17 protein-coding genes are annotated in these 19,976 nt (G+C 69.1%); 5 read left to right on the top strand and 12 right to left on the bottom strand.

The genetic code is table 11. The features are described 5' to 3' along the window. The first annotated feature begins 31 nt into the window (after window positions 1-31). Genes corA through AACH00_RS13150 form a run of 3 tightly spaced genes read left to right on the top strand, consistent with a single transcriptional unit; the run spans window position 32 to window position 2,225 of the window. The gene (gene corA / locus AACH00_RS13160; RefSeq protein WP_341399606.1) at window positions 32-1,006 is read left to right on the top strand and encodes a magnesium/cobalt transporter CorA; all 975 of its coding nucleotides are present in this window, start codon (window positions 32-34) and stop codon (window positions 1,004-1,006) included. Beyond that, the gene (locus AACH00_RS13155) at window positions 1,003-1,506 is read left to right on the top strand and encodes a hypothetical protein (RefSeq protein ID WP_341399605.1); all 504 of its coding nucleotides are present in this window, start codon (window positions 1,003-1,005) and stop codon (window positions 1,504-1,506) included. Before corA ends, AACH00_RS13155 begins: the two co-directional genes overlap by 4 nt. Next, window positions 1,503-2,225 (top strand): HAD family hydrolase, encoded by a 723-nt coding sequence (locus tag AACH00_RS13150; protein ID WP_341399604.1) that lies wholly within the window; start codon window positions 1,503-1,505, stop codon window positions 2,223-2,225. Before AACH00_RS13155 ends, AACH00_RS13150 begins: the two co-directional genes overlap by 4 nt. Window positions 2,226-2,250: 25 nt before the next feature. On the opposite strand, the gene AACH00_RS13145 is transcribed toward AACH00_RS13150, so the two are convergent. From AACH00_RS13145 to glnE, 12 genes are all read right to left on the bottom strand, one after another. Further along, a complete protein-coding gene (locus AACH00_RS13145; RefSeq protein WP_341399603.1) occupies window positions 2,251-2,697 on the bottom strand; it encodes a nuclear transport factor 2 family protein in 447 nt (148 codons plus the stop codon). Then, window positions 2,694-3,482, bottom strand: coding sequence for an SDR family NAD(P)-dependent oxidoreductase (locus AACH00_RS13140; RefSeq protein WP_341399602.1), 789 nt, complete (start codon window positions 3,480-3,482; stop codon window positions 2,694-2,696). The genes AACH00_RS13145 and AACH00_RS13140 overlap by 4 nt, the downstream gene beginning before the upstream one ends. A 7-nt stretch (window positions 3,483-3,489) precedes the next feature. Beyond that, window positions 3,490-4,056 carry a DUF3833 domain-containing protein gene (locus tag AACH00_RS13135; protein WP_341399601.1) on the bottom strand — a complete coding sequence of 189 codons (567 nt, stop codon included), beginning with the start codon at window positions 4,054-4,056 and terminating at the stop codon, window positions 3,490-3,492. Beyond that, window positions 4,053-5,357, bottom strand: coding sequence for an MFS transporter (locus tag AACH00_RS13130; RefSeq protein ID WP_341399600.1), 1,305 nt, complete (start codon window positions 5,355-5,357; stop codon window positions 4,053-4,055). The genes AACH00_RS13135 and AACH00_RS13130 overlap by 4 nt, the downstream gene beginning before the upstream one ends. Then, window positions 5,354-5,920, bottom strand: coding sequence for a chalcone isomerase family protein (locus tag AACH00_RS13125; protein WP_341399599.1), 567 nt, complete (start codon window positions 5,918-5,920; stop codon window positions 5,354-5,356). Before AACH00_RS13125 ends, AACH00_RS13130 begins: the two co-directional genes overlap by 4 nt. Before the next feature lie 8 nt (window positions 5,921-5,928). Beyond that, window positions 5,929-7,152: a class I SAM-dependent methyltransferase gene (locus tag AACH00_RS13120; protein ID WP_341399598.1), complete on the bottom strand. Its 1,224-nt coding sequence runs from the start codon at window positions 7,150-7,152 to the stop codon at window positions 5,929-5,931. Continuing rightward, window positions 7,149-7,988: a DUF1365 domain-containing protein gene (locus AACH00_RS13115; protein ID WP_341399597.1), complete on the bottom strand. Its 840-nt coding sequence runs from the start codon at window positions 7,986-7,988 to the stop codon at window positions 7,149-7,151. The genes AACH00_RS13120 and AACH00_RS13115 overlap by 4 nt, the downstream gene beginning before the upstream one ends. Window position 7,989: 1 nt before the next feature. After that, on the bottom strand, window positions 7,990-9,318 hold the full coding sequence (locus AACH00_RS13110; RefSeq protein WP_341399596.1) for an NAD(P)/FAD-dependent oxidoreductase: 1,329 nt from the start codon (window positions 9,316-9,318) through the stop codon (window positions 7,990-7,992). A 502-nt stretch (window positions 9,319-9,820) separates the two neighbouring features. Beyond that, window positions 9,821-10,495, bottom strand: a complete 675-nt coding sequence (locus AACH00_RS13105) for a glutathione S-transferase family protein (RefSeq protein WP_341399595.1) — start codon at window positions 10,493-10,495, stop codon at window positions 9,821-9,823. A 79-nt stretch (window positions 10,496-10,574) separates the two neighbouring features. Next, the gene (locus tag AACH00_RS13100) at window positions 10,575-11,483 is read right to left on the bottom strand and encodes a DMT family transporter (RefSeq protein ID WP_341399594.1); all 909 of its coding nucleotides are present in this window, start codon (window positions 11,481-11,483) and stop codon (window positions 10,575-10,577) included. Further along, the gene (gene rrtA / locus AACH00_RS13095; RefSeq protein WP_341399593.1) at window positions 11,483-12,118 is read right to left on the bottom strand and encodes a rhombosortase; all 636 of its coding nucleotides are present in this window, start codon (window positions 12,116-12,118) and stop codon (window positions 11,483-11,485) included. The genes AACH00_RS13100 and rrtA overlap by 1 nt, the downstream gene beginning before the upstream one ends. Before the next feature lie 20 nt (window positions 12,119-12,138). Further along, window positions 12,139-14,865 (bottom strand): bifunctional [glutamate--ammonia ligase]-adenylyl-L-tyrosine phosphorylase/[glutamate--ammonia-ligase] adenylyltransferase, encoded by a 2,727-nt coding sequence (gene glnE, locus AACH00_RS13090; RefSeq protein WP_479723911.1) that lies wholly within the window; start codon window positions 14,863-14,865, stop codon window positions 12,139-12,141. Window positions 14,866-15,000: 135 nt separating this feature from the next. Here glnE and AACH00_RS13085 point away from each other — a divergent pair, with 135 nt between their 5' ends. Both AACH00_RS13085 and AACH00_RS13080 read left to right on the top strand, forming a co-directional pair. Beyond that, on the top strand, window positions 15,001-19,140 hold the full coding sequence (locus tag AACH00_RS13085; RefSeq protein WP_341399592.1) for a YhdP family protein: 4,140 nt from the start codon (window positions 15,001-15,003) through the stop codon (window positions 19,138-19,140). 2 nt (window positions 19,141-19,142) lie between these two features. Beyond that, entirely contained in the window at window positions 19,143-19,973 is an 831-nt protein-coding gene (locus AACH00_RS13080) for a carbon-nitrogen hydrolase family protein (RefSeq protein ID WP_423221937.1), read from the top strand. Window positions 19,974-19,976 lie beyond the last annotated feature (3 nt).

Raw genomic sequence — 19,976 nt, 5'->3', positions numbered from 1 at the left:
CCGGGCCGCGTTGCCGATGCTGGAACCCGCCATGCTCAACGTTTTCACGCTGGACAAGGGCCGCCTGAGCGGCCGCCTGCTGCAGGAAGAGATCGACTCCATCGCCGACCTCGCTGACGTCAACCCGGTCTGGGTTGACCTCGAAGCTCCCACCTCGGAAGAAATCGGCTGGATCGCCAGCCATTTCGGCCTGCAGATCCCCGACAACATCGTCGACGATGACCTGGAAGAGTCCGCCCGCTTCTACGAAGAAGACAACGGCGAGCTGCACATCCGCTCAGACTTCCTGATCGACGATGACATCACGCCGCGCAACGTGCGCGTGGCCTTCATCCTGTTCAACAAGGTGCTGTTCTCGGTGCATGCCGAGGACCTGCCGGTGTTCCGCCTGCTGCGCCTGCGCGCCCGTCGCAACCCGGCCCTGATCGACGACGCCAAGGACGTGCTGCTCAAGCTCTATGACGCCGACGCCGAGTATTCGGCCGATGCGCTGGAAGGCATCTACGACAGCCTGGAGAAGGTCAGCGCGCGGGTGCTCAAGCAAGACGTGGATGACCGGGCGGCTGGTGAGGCCCTGTCGGCCATCGCCAAGGAAGAAGACTTGAACGGCCGCATCCGCCGCAACGTGATGGACACCCGCCGTGCGGTGAGCTTCATGATGCGCAGCCGCATGCTGAACGCCGAGCAGTTCGAGGAAGCGCGGCAGATTCTGCGCGACATCGATTCGCTCGACAGCCACACCGCCTTCCTGTTCGACAAGATCAACTTCCTGATGGATGCGACCGTCGGTTTCATCAACATCAACCAGAACAAGATCATCAAGATCTTCTCGGTGGCCTCGGTGGCGCTGCTGCCGCCCACGCTGATCGCCAGCATCTACGGCATGAACTTCCAGCACATGCCGGAATTGCAGCAGCCCTGGGGCTATCCGTTCGCGCTGGGCCTGATGGTGGCCTCGGTGGCGGCGCCGCTGATCTACTTCCGCCGCAAGGGCTGGATGCGGTGAGCTGGCCGCGGCACGCCTTGCTGGCGCTGGCCTCCGGGGTGCTGGCCCTGGGGGGGCTGGTGGCCCCCGCCCGGGCGCAGTTTCGCCAGCCGCCGCCGGTGGTGCGTGTGGACGCTGCGCCGTCGGCCGCAGGCCAGACACAAGCCTGGCGCGAGGATGTGGCCCGCCATGTCTACGCGGCTTATGCGCCGCACATCTTCCGTGGTCAGCTGCCCGCCTGGATGCATGCGGTGGCCGTGACCGAAACCGATGTGGACGCCGAAGGACGTGTGCTGGACGTGCGTCTGACCCGCGAGCCTGCCGCCGCCAAGGATGTGGGCCCGTGGGTGGTGGGCATGATCCGGCAACTTGGCCAGCTGCCTGCGCCGCGTGGCCTGCGCGGCGAGGTTGCGCAGGGGGGGACGGAAGACGCCATCTACACCTGGGTCGACATCTGGCTGGTCGACAAGTCAGGCCGCTTCCAGCTCGACAGCCTGACCGAAGGACAACAGCGCCCATGACCGCGACCCCGCACCTCCTCGCCCCGGTGCCCCAGCGCATCCGCGCCATCACGCTCGATCTCGACGACACCCTGTGGCCAGTCTGGCCGACCATCGAGCGCGCCGAAGCCGTGCTGCACGACTGGCTGTCGCAGCACGCCCCCGCCACCGCGGCCCGGTTTGACGTGAAGGGCCTGCGTGCCCTGCGCAACGCGGTGGGCGCACAGCACCCGGACCAGGTTCACGACTTGTCGTGGTTGCGCAAGACCAGCCTTGAGCGGGCGCTTACGCTGGCGGGTGAAGACCCCGCGCTGGCCCACCCGGCCTTCGAGGTGTTTTTTGATCACCGCCAGCGTGTGACCCTGTTCGACGAGGTGCCCCGCGCCCTGGCTGAGCTGGCCCGCCGCTACCCGGTGTTAGCGCTGACCAACGGCAACTCCGACCTGCACCGCATTGGCCTGGCGCAGCACTTCCAGGGTGTGATGACCGCGCGAGAATTTGGTGTTGGCAAACCGGCGCCGGTGTTCTTCCATGCGGCGTGCGAGCAATTGGGCCTGCCGCCTGAGCAGGTGCTGCATGTGGGTGACGACTGGGCGCTGGACGTGGAGGGCGCGCACGCGGCGGGCCTGCCCAGCGTGTGGTTGCACCGGGCGGGTCATCCGCCCAAGCCCGCTGACGCGCAAGCCCAGCCCTGGCTGGTGACGGATTCGCTGGATGGGCTGCTGCAGGCGCTGAGCTGAAACCAAGCGCCAGCTGAGCGTCGAGTTACCCGCGCGCCCGGCGCTTCAACCAGCGCATCAAGCTGCCCAGCACGGGCAGCTTTTCGTACAGCTCTTCAGCCACGTCCCAGTAGTCGCGGTGCAGGGCCACCCGGCCATCGGCTGCAAACGTCACGCGCGTGGCGCCGTGCACTTCGAACGTGCTGCCCTTGCTGCTGAAGTGGAAGTCCCAGGTCAAGAAGCCCTGGTCCGCATCGCTCACCGCATGCCGCACCACGAAGCGAGGCGCTTGCACCGTGGCGAACATGTGGCTGAAGATGTGGCGCACCGCAGGCAGGCCGCTCACGTCGTTGAACGGGTCCTTGAAGCGGACATCGTCGCTGTAGATGCGATCGAGCTTGTCCAGGTGTGCGGGCTGCAGCTGTTCGTAAAAATCGATCAGGCGCTGCAGCCGCGGATCCTGGCTCTTGGGCTCGCCGGGCAAGGTGCTCATTGCAGTCCGGTGGCTCGGCGCACCAGCCATTCATAACTGCCCGTGGGCAGCAGGCCCAGCGCCTTCAGCACGCGCGAGAAGCGGTGGGGGAAATGGATCTCGAAGTCACCCTGCGCCCAGCCGTGCAGGATGGCGGCGGCAGCTTGTTCCGGTGTCTGCAGCGCGGGCATGGTGAAGCCATTTTGCGCCGTCAGCGGGGTGTCGACAAAGCCTGGGTTGATCAGCGAGACACCCAGCTGGCGCGGCGACAAATCAAGGTGCAGCGACTGCGCCAGGTGGATCAGTGCGGCCTTGGTGTGGCCGTAGGCCAGCGCGTTGGGCAGTGCGCGGTAGCCGGCCACGCTGGCCACCAGGCTCAGGTGGCCGCCCCGGCCGGTCTGGGCCTGTGCCAGCAGCGAGGGCATCACGGCGCCGATCAGGTTCAGGGCGCCGGCCACGTTGATCTGCTGGTGGCGGAGCATCACGTCCAGGTCGAACTGGGTGGCGTGCATGGGCTGGTAGGTGCCCGCGCAACTCAGCACCAGGTCCAGGCCACCGAGCTGGGCGACCAGCGCCTCGGCGGTGCTGGCGCAGGCCTCGCGGTCGGTCACGTCCAGCGGCGCTGCGTGGCTGCCCGGGTGCTGCGCCACGAAGGCCTGCAGCGGGGCGGCCGAGCGGGCCGACACCACCACGGTGGCGCCACGCGCATGCAGGGCCACGCCCAGTGCGCGGCCGATGCCGGTGGACGCACCCACCAGCCACACCACGCGGCCTTGCCAGTCGGTCAATCGGGGGTTGAGTGACATGGCCTGCTCACGGCTTGTAGAACGACAGCGTCACTTCACCAAGCGTGATGCCGAACTTGCTCATCACCGCCTTGTTCAGCATGACCTTCTCGTCCATCAGGTACATCCAGTCATCGAACTGCACCTCCCAGACCTTGCCGTCGACCGGCAGGGCCAGGGTGTACCGCCAGTTCAGCGCATTGCCGGCGGCCTGGCCAACCGCGCCGCCCACCACGTCGTCGGCCTCGCCGGTGTAGCGGCCGTCGGCCTGCTTCTGAAGGCGCCACACGCGCCGCTGCAAGGTGCCGTCGCTGTAGGTGAAGTCTTCTTCGAGCACGCCGCGGTTGCCGGTCCAGGTGCCCACCATCTTCACGGTGAAGCGCTTGACCACCTTGCCCGAGCGATCGGTGAACAGGCCGTGTGCCACCAGCGGGCCGTTGAAGTAGGTGGCCAGATCCAGCACCGGCTTTTCAGCGGCATAGTCGGCCGGCTTCGGCCCGCTGGCGCAGGCCGTGAGCCAGCCCGCGCTGGCGATGAGCAGGGTGGCCGTGGCGATGCGCCAGGCCGTTCGACGCGGAGAAGGCAAGCGGTTCATGATGATTCCTTTGAAAGCCACAGCCACCACAGGGCGCCGGCGGCGCCGGCTTTGAGCCCGCAGGGCACCACGGCATACACCACCGACAGGGCGGCATGTCCGTCATTCGAGGTCTGGCCCGGCACATAGCCCAGCCACTGCAACAGGGGCAGTGCCAGGCCGGCCGCCAGGGCCAGGTTGAGCTTGGTCGCCATTTGCCACCAGCCAAAAAACGCGCCGTCCTGGCTGCCGTCGGGGGCTTCGCGGCGCAGCAGGCCGGCCAGCAGCGCAGGTGGCGCGGTCAAGTCAGCACCCAGTGCCAGGCCGCTGCCGATGCACACCAGCACGAACGCCGTCGTGTCGCCCGCGCCCAGGCCTGCCGCCCACAAGAACGTGGCCATGGCCAGTGCCATGCCCGCCAGCCAGCAGCGCGCCAGCCCGAATCGCGCCACGGCCTTCACCCACACCGGCAACGACAAGGCCGCCGCCGCGAAATAGGCGCCCAGAAAGGCGGGCTCCCAGGCCGGGGCTTGCAGCTGGTCGCGGATGAAAAACAGCACCAGCGTGGCAGGCACGGCACTCGCCACGCCGTTCAGCAAGAAGACGAGGAGCAGGCGCCGGAAAGCCGGCAGGCGCAGCGGCTGCCAGAGTGTGGCGATGAGGCCGCGCTCATCAACAGATGCCGTGCGCCCGGCCGATGTGGCGGCGGGTGCAGGCCCGGTACCCAAACCCCACAGACCCAGCGCCAGCGCGACGGCCAGCACCACGCAGGTGGTGGGCAGGCCGGCGGTGCCGGGCAGCACACTGGCGATGATCACGCCCAGCAGCGCCAACCCTTCACGCCAGGCCACGATGCGTGCGCGGGCCGGCTCATCGCCCCCCAGCCGCGCGCCCCAGGCCTGGTGCAGCACGCTCAGGGCCGAGAACGCGAGGTAGGCCACCACCAGGCCGACACCGCACCAGGCCAGCAGCGCCGTATTGCCCTGCAAGGCGGGCAAGAAAAACGTTGGAAAGAACAGCGCCGCAAACGCCAGGGCCAGCAGCAGCGCCGCCACCCAGGCCGCCTGCATCAGCGGCACGCGCGGGCCCGCCATCGCGCGGTCCACGCCGCGGCCGATCAACGGGTCGGCGATGGCGTCGAGCGCCCGCACACCCAGCAGCAGCGCACCCAGGCTGGCCAGCGGTACGCCATAGATCTGGGCGTAATGGCTGGGCAGCACCACATACAGCGGCAAGGCCACGAAGGCCAGCGGCAGCCCGAGGGCGCCGTAGCGCAAACCGGCGGCCGCGCGCAGCGAGCCGCCCGGGGGAGCCGTGCTCATGGCCGCAACCCGAGCAGTTGTTCGCGCAGCGTCGGCTCGGAGGTTTTGGGCGACAGCCAGATGCCGAAGAACAGCATGGCGAACGCGTCTTCGCGCACTTCGCCGGCCAACTGGCCGTTGACGAAAAAGCGCGCGCCCTGACCGGGCTGCTGCAGGCCGGTGATGCGGTCACCGGCCTTCACGTCGGGAAACAGGCGCTTCATGGCCTGCAGCCAGCGCGCGGCCTGCGCGTCGTCCACGCTGCCCACGCGCCGCATCTCGTCGAGCGAGCGCTCGGCGATCTTGGTGCCGCTCAAACCGCGCGCGTAGATCAGCTCGATGGCCAGCGCTGCGCGCGCCGTGTCGGCAGCCGCCACCGCAGCGGGCGCCCACAGACGCGCGTCATAAATGTGCAGGCCGAAGAACGTCAGCCTGGTCTGGCCCTGCAGGCGCGCCTGCGGCCAATCGCCACGCAACTCCGGTGGCACGGCCACGCCCTGCGCATGCGCGGGCCAGGCCAGCGCGGCAGCAGCCCAAGCCAGACCGGCTCGGCGGGTGATGTGACCAGAGGGGAGTTGGCGCATGGTGGGTCTCAGTCGCGTTGCAGCGTGAACTGCATGACGTTGGTGCTGCCGGCATCAAAGGCCGCTTCGCAGTAGGCGAGGTAGAACTCCCACAGCCGCACGAAGTTGGCGTCGTAGCCCAGCTGGCGCACCTGGGTGTCCTGGCCCATGAAGTCATGGCGCCAGCGGCGCAGGGTCTCGGCGTAGTCGGTGCCGAAGGCCAGCTGGTTCACCACCTTCAGGCCGTGCTCGGCGGCTGCGGCGCGGAAGGCCGACGGGCTGGGCAGCAGGCCGCCGGGGAAGACGTATTGCTGGATGAAATCGGTGCCGCGCACATAGCGCTCGAACAGGTCGTCGCGGATGGTGATCGACTGGATGCAGGCGCGCCCGCCCGGCTTGAGCTTGTCGTGCACGCTGCGGAAGAACTGGCCCCAGTATTCGCGGCCCACGGCCTCGAACATCTCGATCGAGACCACGGCGTCGAAGCCGGTTTCCGGAATGTCGCGGTAGTCCTGCAGGCGCAAGTCGGCCTGGTGGCCGGCGGGCAGGCGGGCCACGCGCTCTTGTGCCCAGGCCAGCTGTTCGGTCGACAAGGTCACGCCGACCATGTTCAGGTTGCGGTCGCGCACGCCGCACTCGGCCACGGCGCCCCAGCCGCAACCGATTTCCAGCACCTTGTCGCCGGGGCGGATGCCGCATTCGTCCAGCGCGCGCTGCATCTTGGCCGCTTGCGCCTGGGCCAGCGGCTGGCGCTGGTCGCCGTTGAACCACGCGCTCGAGTAGTTCATCGTCTCATCCAGCCAGAGCTTGTAGAACGGGTTGCCGAGGTCGTAGTGCGCCTGGATGTTGCGGCGGCTGCCCTTGCGTGAATTGCGGTTCAGCAAATGCTTGAGGCGGTGCAGCAGCGAGCCCCACCAGGTGCCGTACATGGCTTCGTCCACGGCTTCGCGGTTGGCCAGCAGCAGGCGAAGCAGGGCGGCCAGGTCGGGTGAGGTCCAGTCACCGGCGATGTAGCTTTCACCAAAGCCGACGTCGCCCGAGCGCAGCACGGCGCTGCAGACGTCCCAGTTCTTGATGCGCAGCGCGGCCCGGGGTTCGGGTTGTGCGGCATTGCCGAAGTGGAGTTGCGTGCCGTCCGGGCACTGCAGGTCGAGCGTGCCGGTTTGCAGGCGTTGCAGCAGGCGCAGCACGGTGCGTGCAGCGGCAGGGGCGCCGGTGGGCAGGCTGGTGGCGGAGGCAGTGGTGGTGTTCATGGTCGTGTCAGGACGGGGTGGGCGGTTGACTCGATCGGCGGCACGGCCGGAGCGGGCGGGTGTCCGTGCGTGAGTGGAATGGCGGGCGGTTGCGGCTTGGTGAAAAACGGCACCTTGCGCAGCCAGAGTTGCAGGGCTTGCCAGTGGATGCGCCACATGACGCCCAGCGTCAGCAACGGCATGCGCCAGAAGGCTTGTCGCAGGCTGCCGGCCGTCAGCGGCGCCAGTCGGCCGCTGACGCTGGTCTGCAGCAGCGGGCCGGTGGCGTCGTCGTGGTCGATGCGCACCACGGTGCGTGGCGTGGCCGCGGGCTCGGCGCCCAGGTCATTGCGGAAGAAGCGGAAGCGGTATTGCCCTTCCACGGCGCAGAACGGCGACACATGGAAGCGCTTGGTGGCGCGTTGCTCGGTGCCCCAGGTCAGGCCGGGGCCTTGCAGCAGGTAGGCGTGGCGCTCACCAAAGGTGTTGTTGACCTCGGCCACCACGGCGGCAAGCGAGCCATCACGCCGATGCGCATACCAGAAGCTCACCGGCTTGAAGGCAAAGCCCAGCACCCGCGGGAAGCAGTGCAGCCAGACTTCGCCGTCGGCGTCGGCCACGCCTTCACGGGCTAGCAGACCTTCCAGCCAGGCCAGCGCGTCGGGGCCACCGTCACCGTGGTCGGCATCGTGGAAGCTCACCAGACCGAAGCGGTTGCGCTTCAGCGCGCCACCCGGCTCATTGCGCCATTGGCGCATCGGCAGCAGCAGGAAGAAGGTCGGATACCGGAAGGCGTGCCGCACCGGCTTGAGCCGGGTGTGCAGCACCTCACCAGTACCGATCAGGGCGTGCGACATGTCAGGCACTTTCCCGTTCTGCGGGCGCGTTGGCCCACCGGGCACGCAAGGCATCGGCCACGGCCCGACCCGACATCAGGCCGTCTTCATGGAAGCCGTAGCGCGTCCAGGCGCCGCAGAACCATACATGCGAGTGGCCCTGGATTTCAGGCAGGCGCTGCTGCGCAGCCACGGCGGCCAGATCAAACACCGGGTGGTCGTAGTCGATGACCGCGTGCACCTTGGCCGGGTCGATCTCACGGACCGGGTTCAGCGACACCACCACCGGCGTCTGCCACGGCAGCGGCTGCAGGCGGTTCAGCAGGTAGTGCAGGCAGACAGCGCTCGATTCGCGGGCCTGGTCGGGTGCACGTTCGTAGTTCCAGGCGGCCCAGGCCAGCGGTCGCTTCGGCAGCACGGCGGTGTCGGTGTGCAGCACCGCGCGGTTGGCCTGGTACTTGATGCCGCCCAGCACCGCGCGCTCGGCGGCGGTGGCATCAGCCAGCAGGGACAGGCTCTGGTTGGTGTGGCAAGCCAGCACGACTTCGTCGAAACGCTCGGTGCCGCGCGGGCTGTCGATGAGTACGCCGGATTCACCGCTGTCGGGTGGCTGGCGGCGCACCGCATGCACCGGGCACATCAGGCGGGCATCGTGGATGCGCGGCAGCATGCGCTGCACATAGTTGCGCGAGCCACCTTCCACCGTGTACCACTGCGGCCGATTGGCCACCTGCAGCAGGCCGTGGTTGTGACAGAAGCGGATCAAGGTGCCGATCGGGAACTTCAGCATCTGGTCGGTCGGGCTGGACCAGATGCAGCCGATCATCGGCAGCAGGTAGCCGTCGGTGAACAGCGTGCCGAAGCGGTGCTCTTTGAGGAAGTCAGCGATCGGCTGTGCCAGCGCGGCGTCTTCGCCGGCTTCGGCCAGCGCGGTGGTCAGGCGGTTGAAGCGGACGATGTCGCTCAGCATGCCCCAGAAGCGCGGGCGCAGCAGGTTGCTGCGCTGGGCGAACACGGTATTGAGGTCAGAGCCGCTCCACTCCAGGCCGACGGCCGGCGCCTGCACCGAGAACGACATGTCGGACTTGGCCACGGGCACCTGCAACTGCTCGAAAAGCGCGATGAGCTGCGGATAGGTGCGTTCGTTGTAGACGAGGAAGCCGGTGTCCACACCGTGGGTGATCGGGCCGTTGGGGCCGGGCAGCGTCATGTCGACCGTGTTGGCATGGCCACCAAAGTGGCGGCCCGCTTCGAACAAGGTGACATCCGCTTCTTCAGACAGGTGCCAGGCAGCACCGAGGCCGGAGATGCCGGAGCCGATGACAGCCACACGGCGGCGTGGTGCGTTCATGACGGCACCCCCGTGCGGTGTTCAGAGGAAAGGGCGGCTTGGGCCGTGGGGAAAAAAGGAGCCGCGCAGCGCCCGGAAGCCCAAGAGAGAGGGAGGGAGGAGGAGTCATGCTCCCGGGGGGCACGCCCGATGGCGGCCTGACTGCGCGGCTTGAAGAAAACGGCACCAGCAGCAGAACCACCGGCACCGGGGGTGGCACCGAAGTGCCAACACCCAACCCACGGTGGTGTGACAAGGCAGCTGTTCAAGAGTTCCATCGGTGTCTGTGAATTTTTGTGAGTTGGTGAAAGCCGGCATCGGGATGCATGGCGCGAATCGTTGGATGAAATAATGCACCGGCCGGTTCGATTTGTAAACTCATCAGTTCACATTTTTGCCGTGACGAGGGAAAGCCCTGTTCTGACTTACGCAGAACAGGGCGCGATGGATGCGGTGGAGCCCGCGAAAACAGCGGGGCCGGGCCGCCCGTCGCCTCCCGGCGGGGCCACCCGGCAGACGGGGCTCAGCCCTCGGCGCGGGCCTTCACGGCGGCGAGTTGTTCTTCCTGGGCGCGCTTGCGGTCTGCCGCCACGGCCTGGGCGTGCGGGCGCTCGCCGATCAGCTTGGCGTGGGCTTTCCAGTCGACGCCGCCTTCGGCGAGCAGGTCGACCCCCAGCACCAGCTTGCTGGCCAGCGCCACCAGCGGCAGCGACACCCAGGCGGCGGCGTCGGCGGTGGTGAAGCTGTCGCCGGCCACATACGGGGCGAACTTGGCCAGGCGACGGAAAGCCACCACGTTCTTTTCGAGCTGCTTGCGCACGCGGGCCTGGTTGGCCTCGCTCACGGTGCCGCCAAAAAACGCCTGGCCATACAGCTCGCGCGCCACCAGTTCCAGGTGCAGCTCGATGTAGGTGGTGAGCTCGCGCACCTTGGCGCGGGCCAGGGCGTCAGCGGGCATCAGGGCCGGCGTGGGGTGCAGGTCTTCCAGGTACTGGACGATGACTTCGCTCTCGCACAGGGCCGAGCCGTCCGCCAGGCGGATGAACGGCACCTTGGCCAGCGGTGACGCGCCCAGCACGGCCTCGTCCTTGCTGCCCGTCATCACGCGCTCTTCGGTGAAGGGGATGCCCTTTTCGAGCAGCACCAGCTTGACCTTGTTGTAGTAGTTCGAGAGGGCAAAACCGCAAAGCGTGATCATGAGGGCTCCAGGAAAAAAGGGGCGAAGCCGGCCAGTCTAGGCGCGGTGCAGGCCACTTTCTGGCGCCAAGGCGACAGCCTCAGGGTTGTCTCGGGGGCCGGCTGACCAGTGCAATGCCCGCGGCCACGGTGGCCAGGGCCAGCATCAGTCGCAGCGTGAGCGGCTCGTTCAGCAGCAGCACGCCCGCGAACAGGCCGAAGACCGGTGTCAGCAAGGTGAAGGCCGAGACCTTGGTGGCCGGGTAGTGGCGCAACATCCAGAACCACACCAGGTAACTGGCGAAGGTGACGATGCCGGTCTGGAATACCAGCGAGCCCGCCACCAGCGGGCTGATGCCACCGGCCGGCCAGCGCTCGCCATGCAGCAAGGCGGCGCCCAGCAGCAAGGTGCCCGACACCAGCAGCTGGAACATCAAGGTCTGCTCGGGGGGCGCCTTCGACAGCGCGGTGCCGCGGATGGTCAGCGTCGTGCCGGCCCAGCCCACGGCGGCGGCCACGCCCAGGGCATCGCCCAGCCACTGCATCGGGCCAGCGGCCGGGGCGCTGAAGCCTTCGGCGAAGGCGCTCACCACCCCGGCGAATGCGGCGCCCAGGCCGACCCATTGCCAGCCCCGCAGCCGCTCTGACGGCGACAGCAGCGGCATGGCCAGCGCCACGATGAAAGGCGCGAGGTAGATGAACACCACCATGCGCGAGGCCGTGGTGAATTGCAGGCCGATGAAGATGCAGGCGAACTCGGCCGCGAACAGGCTGCCGGCCAGCAGGCCGCCGCGCCACATCCGGCGCTCCGGCCACAGCGGAATGCCCTGCCGGCGCGCCCACAGCCACAACAACGACGCCGCACCGAGTGAGCGCAGGCCGGCCTGCAGCAGCGGCGGCACTTCGCTCAGCGCCACCTTGGTGGCCACCTGGTTCAGGCCCCACAGCGCGCAGCAGCACACCAGGCAGGTGATGGCGAAGGTGTCGAGGTCGGTGCGGCGTTGGGTCATCAGGTGGGCGTGTGGGTGGACGTATCCGGGCGGTCGGGCCAGCATGAGACCACAGCCGCGCAGCACAGCCCCGCCACCGCGCCAGACAAGTGCGCCCAGGGCGCCAATGCGAAGTCCCAGCCCGGCACGGCTTGCACCGCGGCGGCCCAGGGCTGCTCACTCAGCAGCTTCACCACCAGCCCGGCGGCCAGCAGTACGCCGATCAACCTCGGGCGCATCTGCCGCTGCGCCAGCAGCCGCCAGGCCAGCACCGCAGCGCCGGCATGCACCACGCCCGAGAGACCGGCGTAGTGGGTCAGGTCCGGTCGGGCCAGCAGGCCGAGCTGGGTGAGCGGCCAGGCCAGGCCCCAGGCCACGGCATCGCGCAGGCCGGCGTTGGCGCGGTGGGCCAGCCAGGCCAGCAGCAGCAGGCTGGCCAGGTTCATGGCCAGGTGTTGCGGGCTCCAGTGCAGCAGCGCCGCGGTGAAAGCGCGCCAGGGCTGGATGGCGGCCAGGGCCGGTTGCCAGTCGAAGCGGGCGTCGGGGGTGGCCAGGCCGGTGGTGGCGGCGGCAAGCAGGCAGCTGGCGGCCAGCAGCGCGGTCAAGCCGCCCCAAGCCAGGATGCCGCTCCGGGCGGCGGGCTTACGCAACACCATCACGCCACTGCGTCGGCAGCTCAGTCAACAAACACCGCCTGCCAAAGGGCCACGATGGCGTCGTGTTCGCGGGCCAGCAGTTCGGGCTCGAACTGGGTGGGCTGCTCGTCCAGGCGCGCCCGGTGCTGCGCGCGGCGCAGCTCTCGGTAGGCGTCGGCGGCGGCCTGGCCCACGCCGGCAGGCAGCAGGCCTGCCACCTCAGCGCGTTGCAGCAGGGCGATGTTGCCGGCGTTGTCTTGCAGCGAAGGGTGGCGCGCCGATTGCGACAGCACCAGGTACTGCACCGCGAACTCCGCGTCCATCATGCCGCCCACGCTCTGCTTCACGTCGAAGCGGCCGGCCTTCACCGGGTGGGCGCCGCGCACCTTCTCGCGCATCGCCCGCACTTCTTCACGCAGGGCGGCCGGGTCACGCTCGGCGCACATCACCGCGCGGCGCGTGGCCTCGAAGCGCTCGGCCAGACGCGGGCTGCCCGCACAGCAGCGGGCCCGCGTGATGGCCTGGTGCTCCCAGGTCCAGGCGGTGTTGCTGCCGCGGCCGATCTGGTAGTTCTCGAAGGAGCCGATGCTCGTCACCAGCAGGCCGGAGTTGCCGTTGGGGCGCAGCGCGGTGTCGATGTCGAACAGCTCGCCGGCGGCGGTGCGCAGGGTCAGCCAGGGCACCAGCTTGCGGGCAAAGGCGCCGTACACCTCCTGGGCCTTGTCGGGGTCGGCCTCATCGGCGTCGTCGTAGAGGAACACGACGTCCAGATCGCTGCCGTAGCCCAGCTCCAGCCCGCCCAGCTTGCCGTAGGCGATGACGGCGAACTGCGGCTCGTCGCGGTGGCGTTGTTTCAGGTGCGACCAGGCCCAGCGCACGGTGCAGTCCAGCGTGGCGTCGGCCAGCGCCGACAGGTCATCGGCCACCTGCTCCACGGTGATGCGTTGCTCCACGTCACGCACCAGCGTGCGGAAGACTTCGGCATGGTGGGCGCGGCGCAGGGTATCCAGCAGCAGGCCTTCGTCGGCTTCGCCCGAGCGCACCCAGGCGGCGTGTCGCTCGTTCAGGTCGGCGGTGAAGCCGGCGCGGTCAAAACGCTCGGCGATCTGCCGCTCGTCGGCCAGCTCATCAATCACGCCCGGATGGCGCAACAGGTACTGCATCGGCCAGCGCGCCAGGCCCAGCAGACGCAGCAGGCGCTTGTGCACCTCGGGGCGTTCCACCAGCAGGGCGAGGTAACTTTCGCGGCGCAGCAGCGGCTCCAGCCAGTCCACGAAGCGCACGGCGGCGTTCATCGTGCATTGCCCGTCGGCCACGCTGCAGGCGGCGCGCCACACCAGCTTGCCCAGGCGCAGCTTGCTTTCGTCACGCAGCGCCTGCACACGCGGGCTGGCGGAGAACGGGCGCACGCGCTCGGCCAGCTCCGGCGGCAGCTTCTCCAGCAGCACGTCGCTGTCGAGTGGCTGCGGCGTGACGCAGCTGCGGCAGGTGCCGCCCGGGCTGCGCGGGCTCGGCGCCTGGCCGTCGTGCAGCAGGGCGTCAAATTCCGTGGCCACCAGCTCGCGCACCTCGCCGAGGCGGTCGAGCAGCTGGCAGGTATCGGCCGTGCAGGCCAGCTGCATGCTCGCGGCGATCCAGCCCAGATCGGCGTCGGCGGTGGGCAGCAGGTGGGTCTGCTGGTCGTCGAGGAACTGGATGCGGTGTTCCACCTGCCGCAGAAAGATGTAGGCGTCGGCCAGCTTGCGGGCGGTGTCGACCTTCATCAGGCCCGACGCGGCGAGCTTGTCGAGGCCCTTCAGGGTCGAGCGGGTGCGGATCTCCGGGAACTGCCCGCCACGCGCCACCTGCAGCAACTGCACGGTGAACTCGATTTCGCGGATGCCGCCGCGCGACAGCTTCACGTCATTCGCGCGTTCAGGCCGGCCGGCGGCGCGGCGCTGGGCTTCTTCGCGGATCTTGCGGTGCAGCTGGCGCAGGCCTTCAAACACCGAATAGTCGAGGTACTTGCGGTAGACAAACGGCGTGACCAGCGAGCGCAGCTGCAGCGCGCGGCCGCTGGTGACGCTCTCGCGCGGGGCCACGACGCGGCTTTTCAGCCAGGCGAAGCGCTCCCACTCGCGGCCCTGCACCAGGAAATACTCTTCCAGCATCGCCAGGCTCACCACCGGCGGGCCCGAGTTGCCGTTCGGGCGCAGCGCCAGGTCGACCCGGAAGACAAAGCCGTCTTCGGTCACGTCGCCGATCAGCGTGTAGAGCTTCTTCGCCACCAGGCTGAAGTACTCATGCGCACTGACGACCTGCGGCCCGGTGGTCTGGCCGCTTTCCTCGTAGACATAGATCAGGTCGATGTCCGAGGAGACATTCAATTCCCGGGCACCCAGCTTGCCCATGCCGACGATCCAGAAATCGATTGGCTGGCCGTCGTCAGTCAGGGGCGCACCGTGGCGCTCGTCGGCCTCGCGGCGCGCTTCGGCCAGGGCCAATTCCAGCGTGGCTTCGGCCAGGTGGGTCATCGGCACCGTGATGTCGGTCAGCGGCGCACCGGCTTCCACGTCCAGCACCACCAGGCGCTCCATCACCAGCTGGCGGGCCACCCGCAGGGCCGACGGCAGCGCGCGGCCGCCTTCGCGCAGCGTGTGGATCAGGGCGGTGATGCTGGCGACGTCAGGCACGCCCGGCGGCATCAGCGGCAACTCGGCGTGGTAGCGGCGGCGGACCCGCTGCACGAAACGGCTGTGGTCGGCGAGTGTGAACGAAGGTGAAGTCACGGCGGGGGATGGAACCGAGTGTCAGGGAAGGGGTCTGTGCTAGATTGCCTCGCCCCGCTGCATCGGGGTTGGCGGCAGCACTGCATCACCTTTGCGAATCATGCGCAGGGTTCAGGTCGCCCAGATACCGAATTCATGCCTTTGTTTTCCTCTGCCACTGTCCGTGCCCCTGTTGCTCGCAGCCTGATGCGTTCGCGGCTGCTACGCAAGCTGCTGCGACTGACGGCATGGACGGTGTTCATGGTGTGGAGCGTAGCCCTTCTTGGGTGGCTGACACTGCATTGGGGGATTTTGCCGCACATCGACGAATGGCGCCCTGAGGTGGAAGCCCGTGCCAGCGCGGCGCTCGGCCTGCCGGTGCGCATCGGCCGGATGGAGGTCACCACGGGCAGCTGGCTGCCTGCGCTCACGCTGCACGACGTGTCCTTGTCAGATGCCCAGGGGCGCCAGGCGGTGCGCCTGCCGCAGGTCTCGGCGGCGGTTTCGGTGCAAACCCTGCTGACGCTGCGCCTGCGCCTGGGCCAGCTTTACATCGACGGGGCGCAGCTCGAAGTGCGCCGCGACCGCGCCGGCCGCTGGCATGTGGGCGGGCTCGACATGGAAGGCGGCGCCTCGGTGGACACCACCGACGGCCTCGACTGGTTGTTCCAGCAGCGCGAGATCGTCATCCGCCACGGCAAGCTGCGCTGGATCGACGAGCAGCGGGATGCGCCCGCGCTGACCCTGTCTGACACCGACCTGGTGCTGCGCAACGGCCTGCGTGACCACGACCTGCGCCTGGACGCCACGCCGCCCGACGGCTGGGGCGAGCGCTTCAGCGTGCAGGGCCGCTTCACCCAGCCGCTGCTGGCGCGCGCCGGTGACTGGCAGCGCTGGTCGGGCACGCTGCATGCCGATCTGCCGCGTGCCGACGTGGCCGCGCTGCACCGCCATGTGGATTTGCCCTTCGAGCTGCGTGAAGGCGACGGCGCGCTGCGGCTGTGGCTGGACGTGGTGCGCGGCCAGTGGCGCGCGGCCACGCTGGATGTGGGCCTGGACGCGGTGAGCATGCGGCTGGCCAAGGGCCTGGCGCCGCTGGCGCTGCAGCGGGTCACCGGGCGGGTGGCCCTGTCGCGCAGCGCGGACAGCGTCAGCATCTCCGGCCAGCACCTGAGTTTCTCTACCGCTGACGGCCTGCACTGGCCCGACAGCCGCTTCAGCCTGCGCTGGCAGCAGGCCCAGAACCTGACCCTGCCGGGCCCGGCCGACGCGCCCGTGCGCAGTGGCGAGCTGAGCGCCGACCGGCTCGATGTGGGCATGCTGGCGCAGCTGGCCGAGCGTCTGCCGCTGCCTCCGCAGGTGCGCCAGGGCCTGGAAGACACCGCGCCCGAAGGCGTGCTGAGCGGCCTGCAGGTGCAATGGACCGGCAGCCCCGAAGCGCCGAGCAAATACCGCGTGCGCGGCCAGATCGACGGCTTGTCCATCGCCTCGCTGGCGTCATCGGAAGCGGGTGGCGTGGGCCGGCCGGGGTGGCGCGATGCCAGCCTGGTGATCGACGCCCATGAAGCCGGTGGCCTGGCGCGGCTCACCCTGACCGATGGCGCGCTTGATCTGCCCGGCGTGTTTGAAGACCCGGTGGTGCCGCTGACCCATTTCAGCAGCCGCCTGAATTGGCAGATCAAGCCGGGCAAGCCGGTGGCTGGTGCGGCGCCTGGGGTGATGCCACCACCCGCCATCGAGTTGCAGGTGAATGATGTGCAGTTCGCCAATGCCGATGCCCAGGGCGAGCTGCAGGCCCGCTGGCGCACCGGTGACGGCACGGGTTTTGGCACGGGCGGGCGCTTCCCCGGCCTGATCGAGTTGACGGGCGTGGTGCGCAAGGGCGCGGCCGTGAAGGTGGCGCGTTACCTGCCGGTGGGCATTGGCGCCGACGTGCGCCAGTACGTCACCCAGGCGGTGCGTGAGGGCACCGTCAGCAACCTGAACTTCAAGGTGCGGGGCGACCTCTGGCGCTTCCCGTTTGACCGCAGCCGTGATGGTGATTTCCGCATCGCCGGCCGCGTGGAGGGGGTGACGCTGGCCTATGTGCCGGGCAACGATCATGGTGACCCCGCCTGGCCGGCCTTCACCCAGGTGCAGGGCGAACTGGTGTTCGACAAGGCCAGCATGAGCATCCGCGGGGCCCAGGGTCGCATCTGGGGCAGCGAGCTGCGTGGCGTGAATGGCGGCATCAAGGACTTGCTGCACCAGCCCGTGCTGGTGCTTGATGGTCAGGTGCGCGGCCCGGTGGCTGATGGCCTGCACTACGTGGCGGCCACGCCCATCGGCAGCTGGCTGCAGAACGCGCTGCGCGACACCACCGCCACTGGCAACATGGACCTGAAGCTGGGCCTGTCGATTCCGCTGGATGACAGCGCGCGCACCACCGTGAAGGGCCAGTTGCAGCTGGCCGGCAGTGATGTGCGCATCCGGCCTGACCTGCCGCTGTTCGCCGGCACCAAGGGCCGCATCGATTTTTCCGACAAGGCGTTTTCGCTGAACAACCTGGCGGTGCGCGTGCTGGGCGGCGACGCCACGCTGGACGGCGGCCTGGGCGCTGACGGCAGCCTCAAGTTCAACCTGCAAGGCCAGGCCACGGCCGAGGCGCTGCGCAAGTCGCCCGAGCTGGGCGGGCTGCAGCGGCTGGCGGAGCGCATGAGCGGCCACGCGCCGTACCGGTTGCAACTGGCGCTGCGCGGCAGCAAGCCGGAGTTCACGCTCACCAGCCCGCTGATCGGCATGGCGCTGGATTTGCCCGCGCCCCTGCACAAGCCGGCCGAGGTGAGCTGGCCGTTGCGGGTGCAAACGGTGTTGTCCGGTGACCCGGTCGGCAGCCGCGACACCTTGCGCGTGGAGCTGGGCAGCCAGGCCCAGGCCGAATTCCAGCGTGATCTGACCGGCCCCTGGCCGCGCGTGCAACGCGGCGCGGTGGCCGTGGGTGAGCCGCTGCCCGCGCCCGCCCCGGGCCAGGTGCTGGCCCATCTGAAGGTGGGGGCACTGAACGTGGATGCGTGGTCGGAGCTGGCCCGTGCGCTGCAAGGCCCGGCGGCTGCTGCATCGGCAGACGGCTTCAGCGCGCAGGCGCTGGCCAGCTACCAGCCCACCGATGTGCAGTTGCGGGCCAGCGAGCTGCTGGTGGAAGGACGCACGCTGCGGCAAGTGCAGATCGAGGCCCAGCACCGCCAGGGCACCGACGGCGCCCTGTGGCGGGCCACGGTGCAGAGCGAGCAGGCGCAGGGCCAGCTGGAGTTCAAGCCGGCGGCCGGCACGCAGGCCGCGCGCTTCCATGCCCGGCTGTCACGGCTGGCGCTGCCACCGTCGGACGCCGACGCGGTCGACAGCCTGCTTGACCAGGCCTCCAGCAGCGTGCCGGCGCTGGACATCGTGGTCGACGATTTCGAGCTGCGCGGCCGCAAGCTGGGCCGGCTGGAAGTGGAAGCCCAGGTGCGTGGCGTGGACGGCCGCGACTGGCGCCTCTCGCGCTTCAGCCTGGGGGTGCCCGAGGCGCGCCTGAGCGGCAGCGGCCAGTGGGTGGGCGGCGCCCGCCGGCGCATGACGATGGACTTCAAACTCGACATGTCTGATGGCGGCGCCTTGCTCGACCGCCTGGGGATGGGCGGCGTGGTGCGCGGCGGCAAGGGCCGCATGCAGGGCCAGCTGGCCTGGAACGGCTCGCCGCTGGCGCCTGACTGGTCGGCCATGACCGGCAGCATGAACATGCAGCTCGAGGGCGGGCAATTCCTCAAGGCCGAGCTGGGCGCAGCGCGGGTGCTGGGCGTGCTGAGCCTGCAGTCGCTGCCGCGGCGCTTCCTGCTGGACTTCCGCGATGTGTTCCAGCAGGGCTTCAGCTTCGACAGCGTGGGCGGCGACGTGACGCTGGCTGACGGCCTGGCGCGCACCCGCAACCTGCGCATCCGCGGCGTGCAGGCGGTCGTGCTGGTGGAAGGCCAGGCCGACCTGCGGCGTGAAACCCAGGATCTGCACATGTATGTGGTGCCTGAACTCAATGCCGGCACCGCATCGCTCTACTACGCCACCATCAACCCGGCGATTGGCCTGGGCACCTTCCTGGCGCAGGTGTTTCTGCGCAAGCCGCTGATGCAGGCCAGCACGCGTGAATTCCAGGTCACCGGGGCCTGGTCCGACCCGCAGGTCACGGCGATCGAGCGCAACGCCAACTCGCCGATACCCGACACCGAAGAGCCGGCGACCGCAGCCCCGGCGGCTGCGGCCAGTGCGCCCCCCCGCATGCCGTGACCGTGGCGCAGGCCTGCGGCTATGCTTCAGGCATGAACATCGCTGCGCTGCAAATGGTCTCCACGCCTGACGTGGACCGCAATCTCGACACCGCCCGGCAGTTGATCGCCCAGGCGGCCGATGCCGGTGCGCGCCTGCTGGCGCTGCCCGAGTACTTCTGCCTGATGGGCCTGCGTGATGACGACAAGCTGCGTATCGCCGAGCGCGACGGCGACGGCCCGATCCAGAACGCACTGGCAGAAGCCGCGGCGCGGCACGGCGTGTGGCTGGTGGGTGGCACGCTGCCGCTACTCGCCGCCACGCCGGGCCGGGTGCGCAATGCCTGCTGCGTCTGGAACCCGCAAGGCGAGCGCGTGGCCCGCTACGACAAGATCCACCTGTTCGCCTTCGACAACGGCCGCGAGAGCTACGACGAGGCCCGCGTGCTGGAAGCCGGGGACACGCTGGTGGCGTTTGAGGCCGATGGCCTGCGGGTGGGCTTGTCGATCTGCTACGACCTGCGCTTCCCCGAGCTGTACCGGCAGCTGATGCACCCGCCGTGTGATCTGCTGGTGGTGCCTGCGGCCTTCACCTACACCACGGGCCAGGCCCACTGGGAGCTGCTGCTGCGCGCGCGCGCCGTGGAAAACCAGTGCACGGTGCTGGCCGTGGCCCAAGGCGGGCTGCATGAAAACGGCCGCCGCACCTGGGGGCACAGCATGGTGATCGACCCCTGGGGCGAGGTTCAAGCCGTGCTGGCCGAAGGGCCGGGGTTGGCCCAGGGAGAAGTGAGCCTCGCACGGCGCGATGCCGTGCGAAGCCAGTTGCCGGCGCTGGCGCACCGGCGTCTCTGACGA

It is taken from the genome of Ideonella margarita, from assembly GCF_038066635.1.
GTDB classification, from domain to species: domain Bacteria; phylum Pseudomonadota; class Gammaproteobacteria; order Burkholderiales; family Burkholderiaceae_C; genus Ideonella; species Ideonella margarita.
This window is presented reverse-complemented; position numbering and strand designations above follow the sequence as displayed.

Excerpts from the sequence above, each read along its gene's own strand:
- corA (WP_341399606.1), top strand. The coding sequence starts at position 32 with ATGCTCAACGTTTTCACGCTGGACAAGGGCCGCCTGAGCGGCCGCCTG.
- AACH00_RS13150 (WP_341399604.1), top strand. The coding sequence starts at position 1,503 with ATGACCGCGACCCCGCACCTCCTCGCCCCGGTGCCCCAGCGCATCCGC.
- AACH00_RS13145 (WP_341399603.1), bottom strand. The coding sequence starts at position 2,697 with ATGAGCACCTTGCCCGGCGAGCCCAAGAGCCAGGATCCGCGGCTGCAG.
- AACH00_RS13140 (WP_341399602.1), bottom strand. The coding sequence starts at position 3,482 with ATGTCACTCAACCCCCGATTGACCGACTGGCAAGGCCGCGTGGTGTGG.
- AACH00_RS13135 (WP_341399601.1), bottom strand. The coding sequence starts at position 4,056 with ATGAACCGCTTGCCTTCTCCGCGTCGAACGGCCTGGCGCATCGCCACG.
- AACH00_RS13130 (WP_341399600.1), bottom strand. The coding sequence starts at position 5,357 with ATGAGCACGGCTCCCCCGGGCGGCTCGCTGCGCGCGGCCGCCGGTTTG.
- AACH00_RS13125 (WP_341399599.1), bottom strand. The coding sequence starts at position 5,920 with ATGCGCCAACTCCCCTCTGGTCACATCACCCGCCGAGCCGGTCTGGCT.
- AACH00_RS13120 (WP_341399598.1), bottom strand. The coding sequence starts at position 7,152 with ATGAACACCACCACTGCCTCCGCCACCAGCCTGCCCACCGGCGCCCCT.
- AACH00_RS13115 (WP_341399597.1), bottom strand. The coding sequence starts at position 7,988 with ATGTCGCACGCCCTGATCGGTACTGGTGAGGTGCTGCACACCCGGCTC.
- AACH00_RS13110 (WP_341399596.1), bottom strand. The coding sequence starts at position 9,318 with ATGAACGCACCACGCCGCCGTGTGGCTGTCATCGGCTCCGGCATCTCC.
- AACH00_RS13105 (WP_341399595.1), bottom strand. The coding sequence starts at position 10,495 with ATGATCACGCTTTGCGGTTTTGCCCTCTCGAACTACTACAACAAGGTC.
- AACH00_RS13100 (WP_341399594.1), bottom strand. The coding sequence starts at position 11,483 with ATGACCCAACGCCGCACCGACCTCGACACCTTCGCCATCACCTGCCTG.
- rrtA (WP_341399593.1), bottom strand. The coding sequence starts at position 12,118 with ATGGTGTTGCGTAAGCCCGCCGCCCGGAGCGGCATCCTGGCTTGGGGC.
- AACH00_RS13085 (WP_341399592.1), top strand. The coding sequence starts at position 15,001 with ATGCCTTTGTTTTCCTCTGCCACTGTCCGTGCCCCTGTTGCTCGCAGC.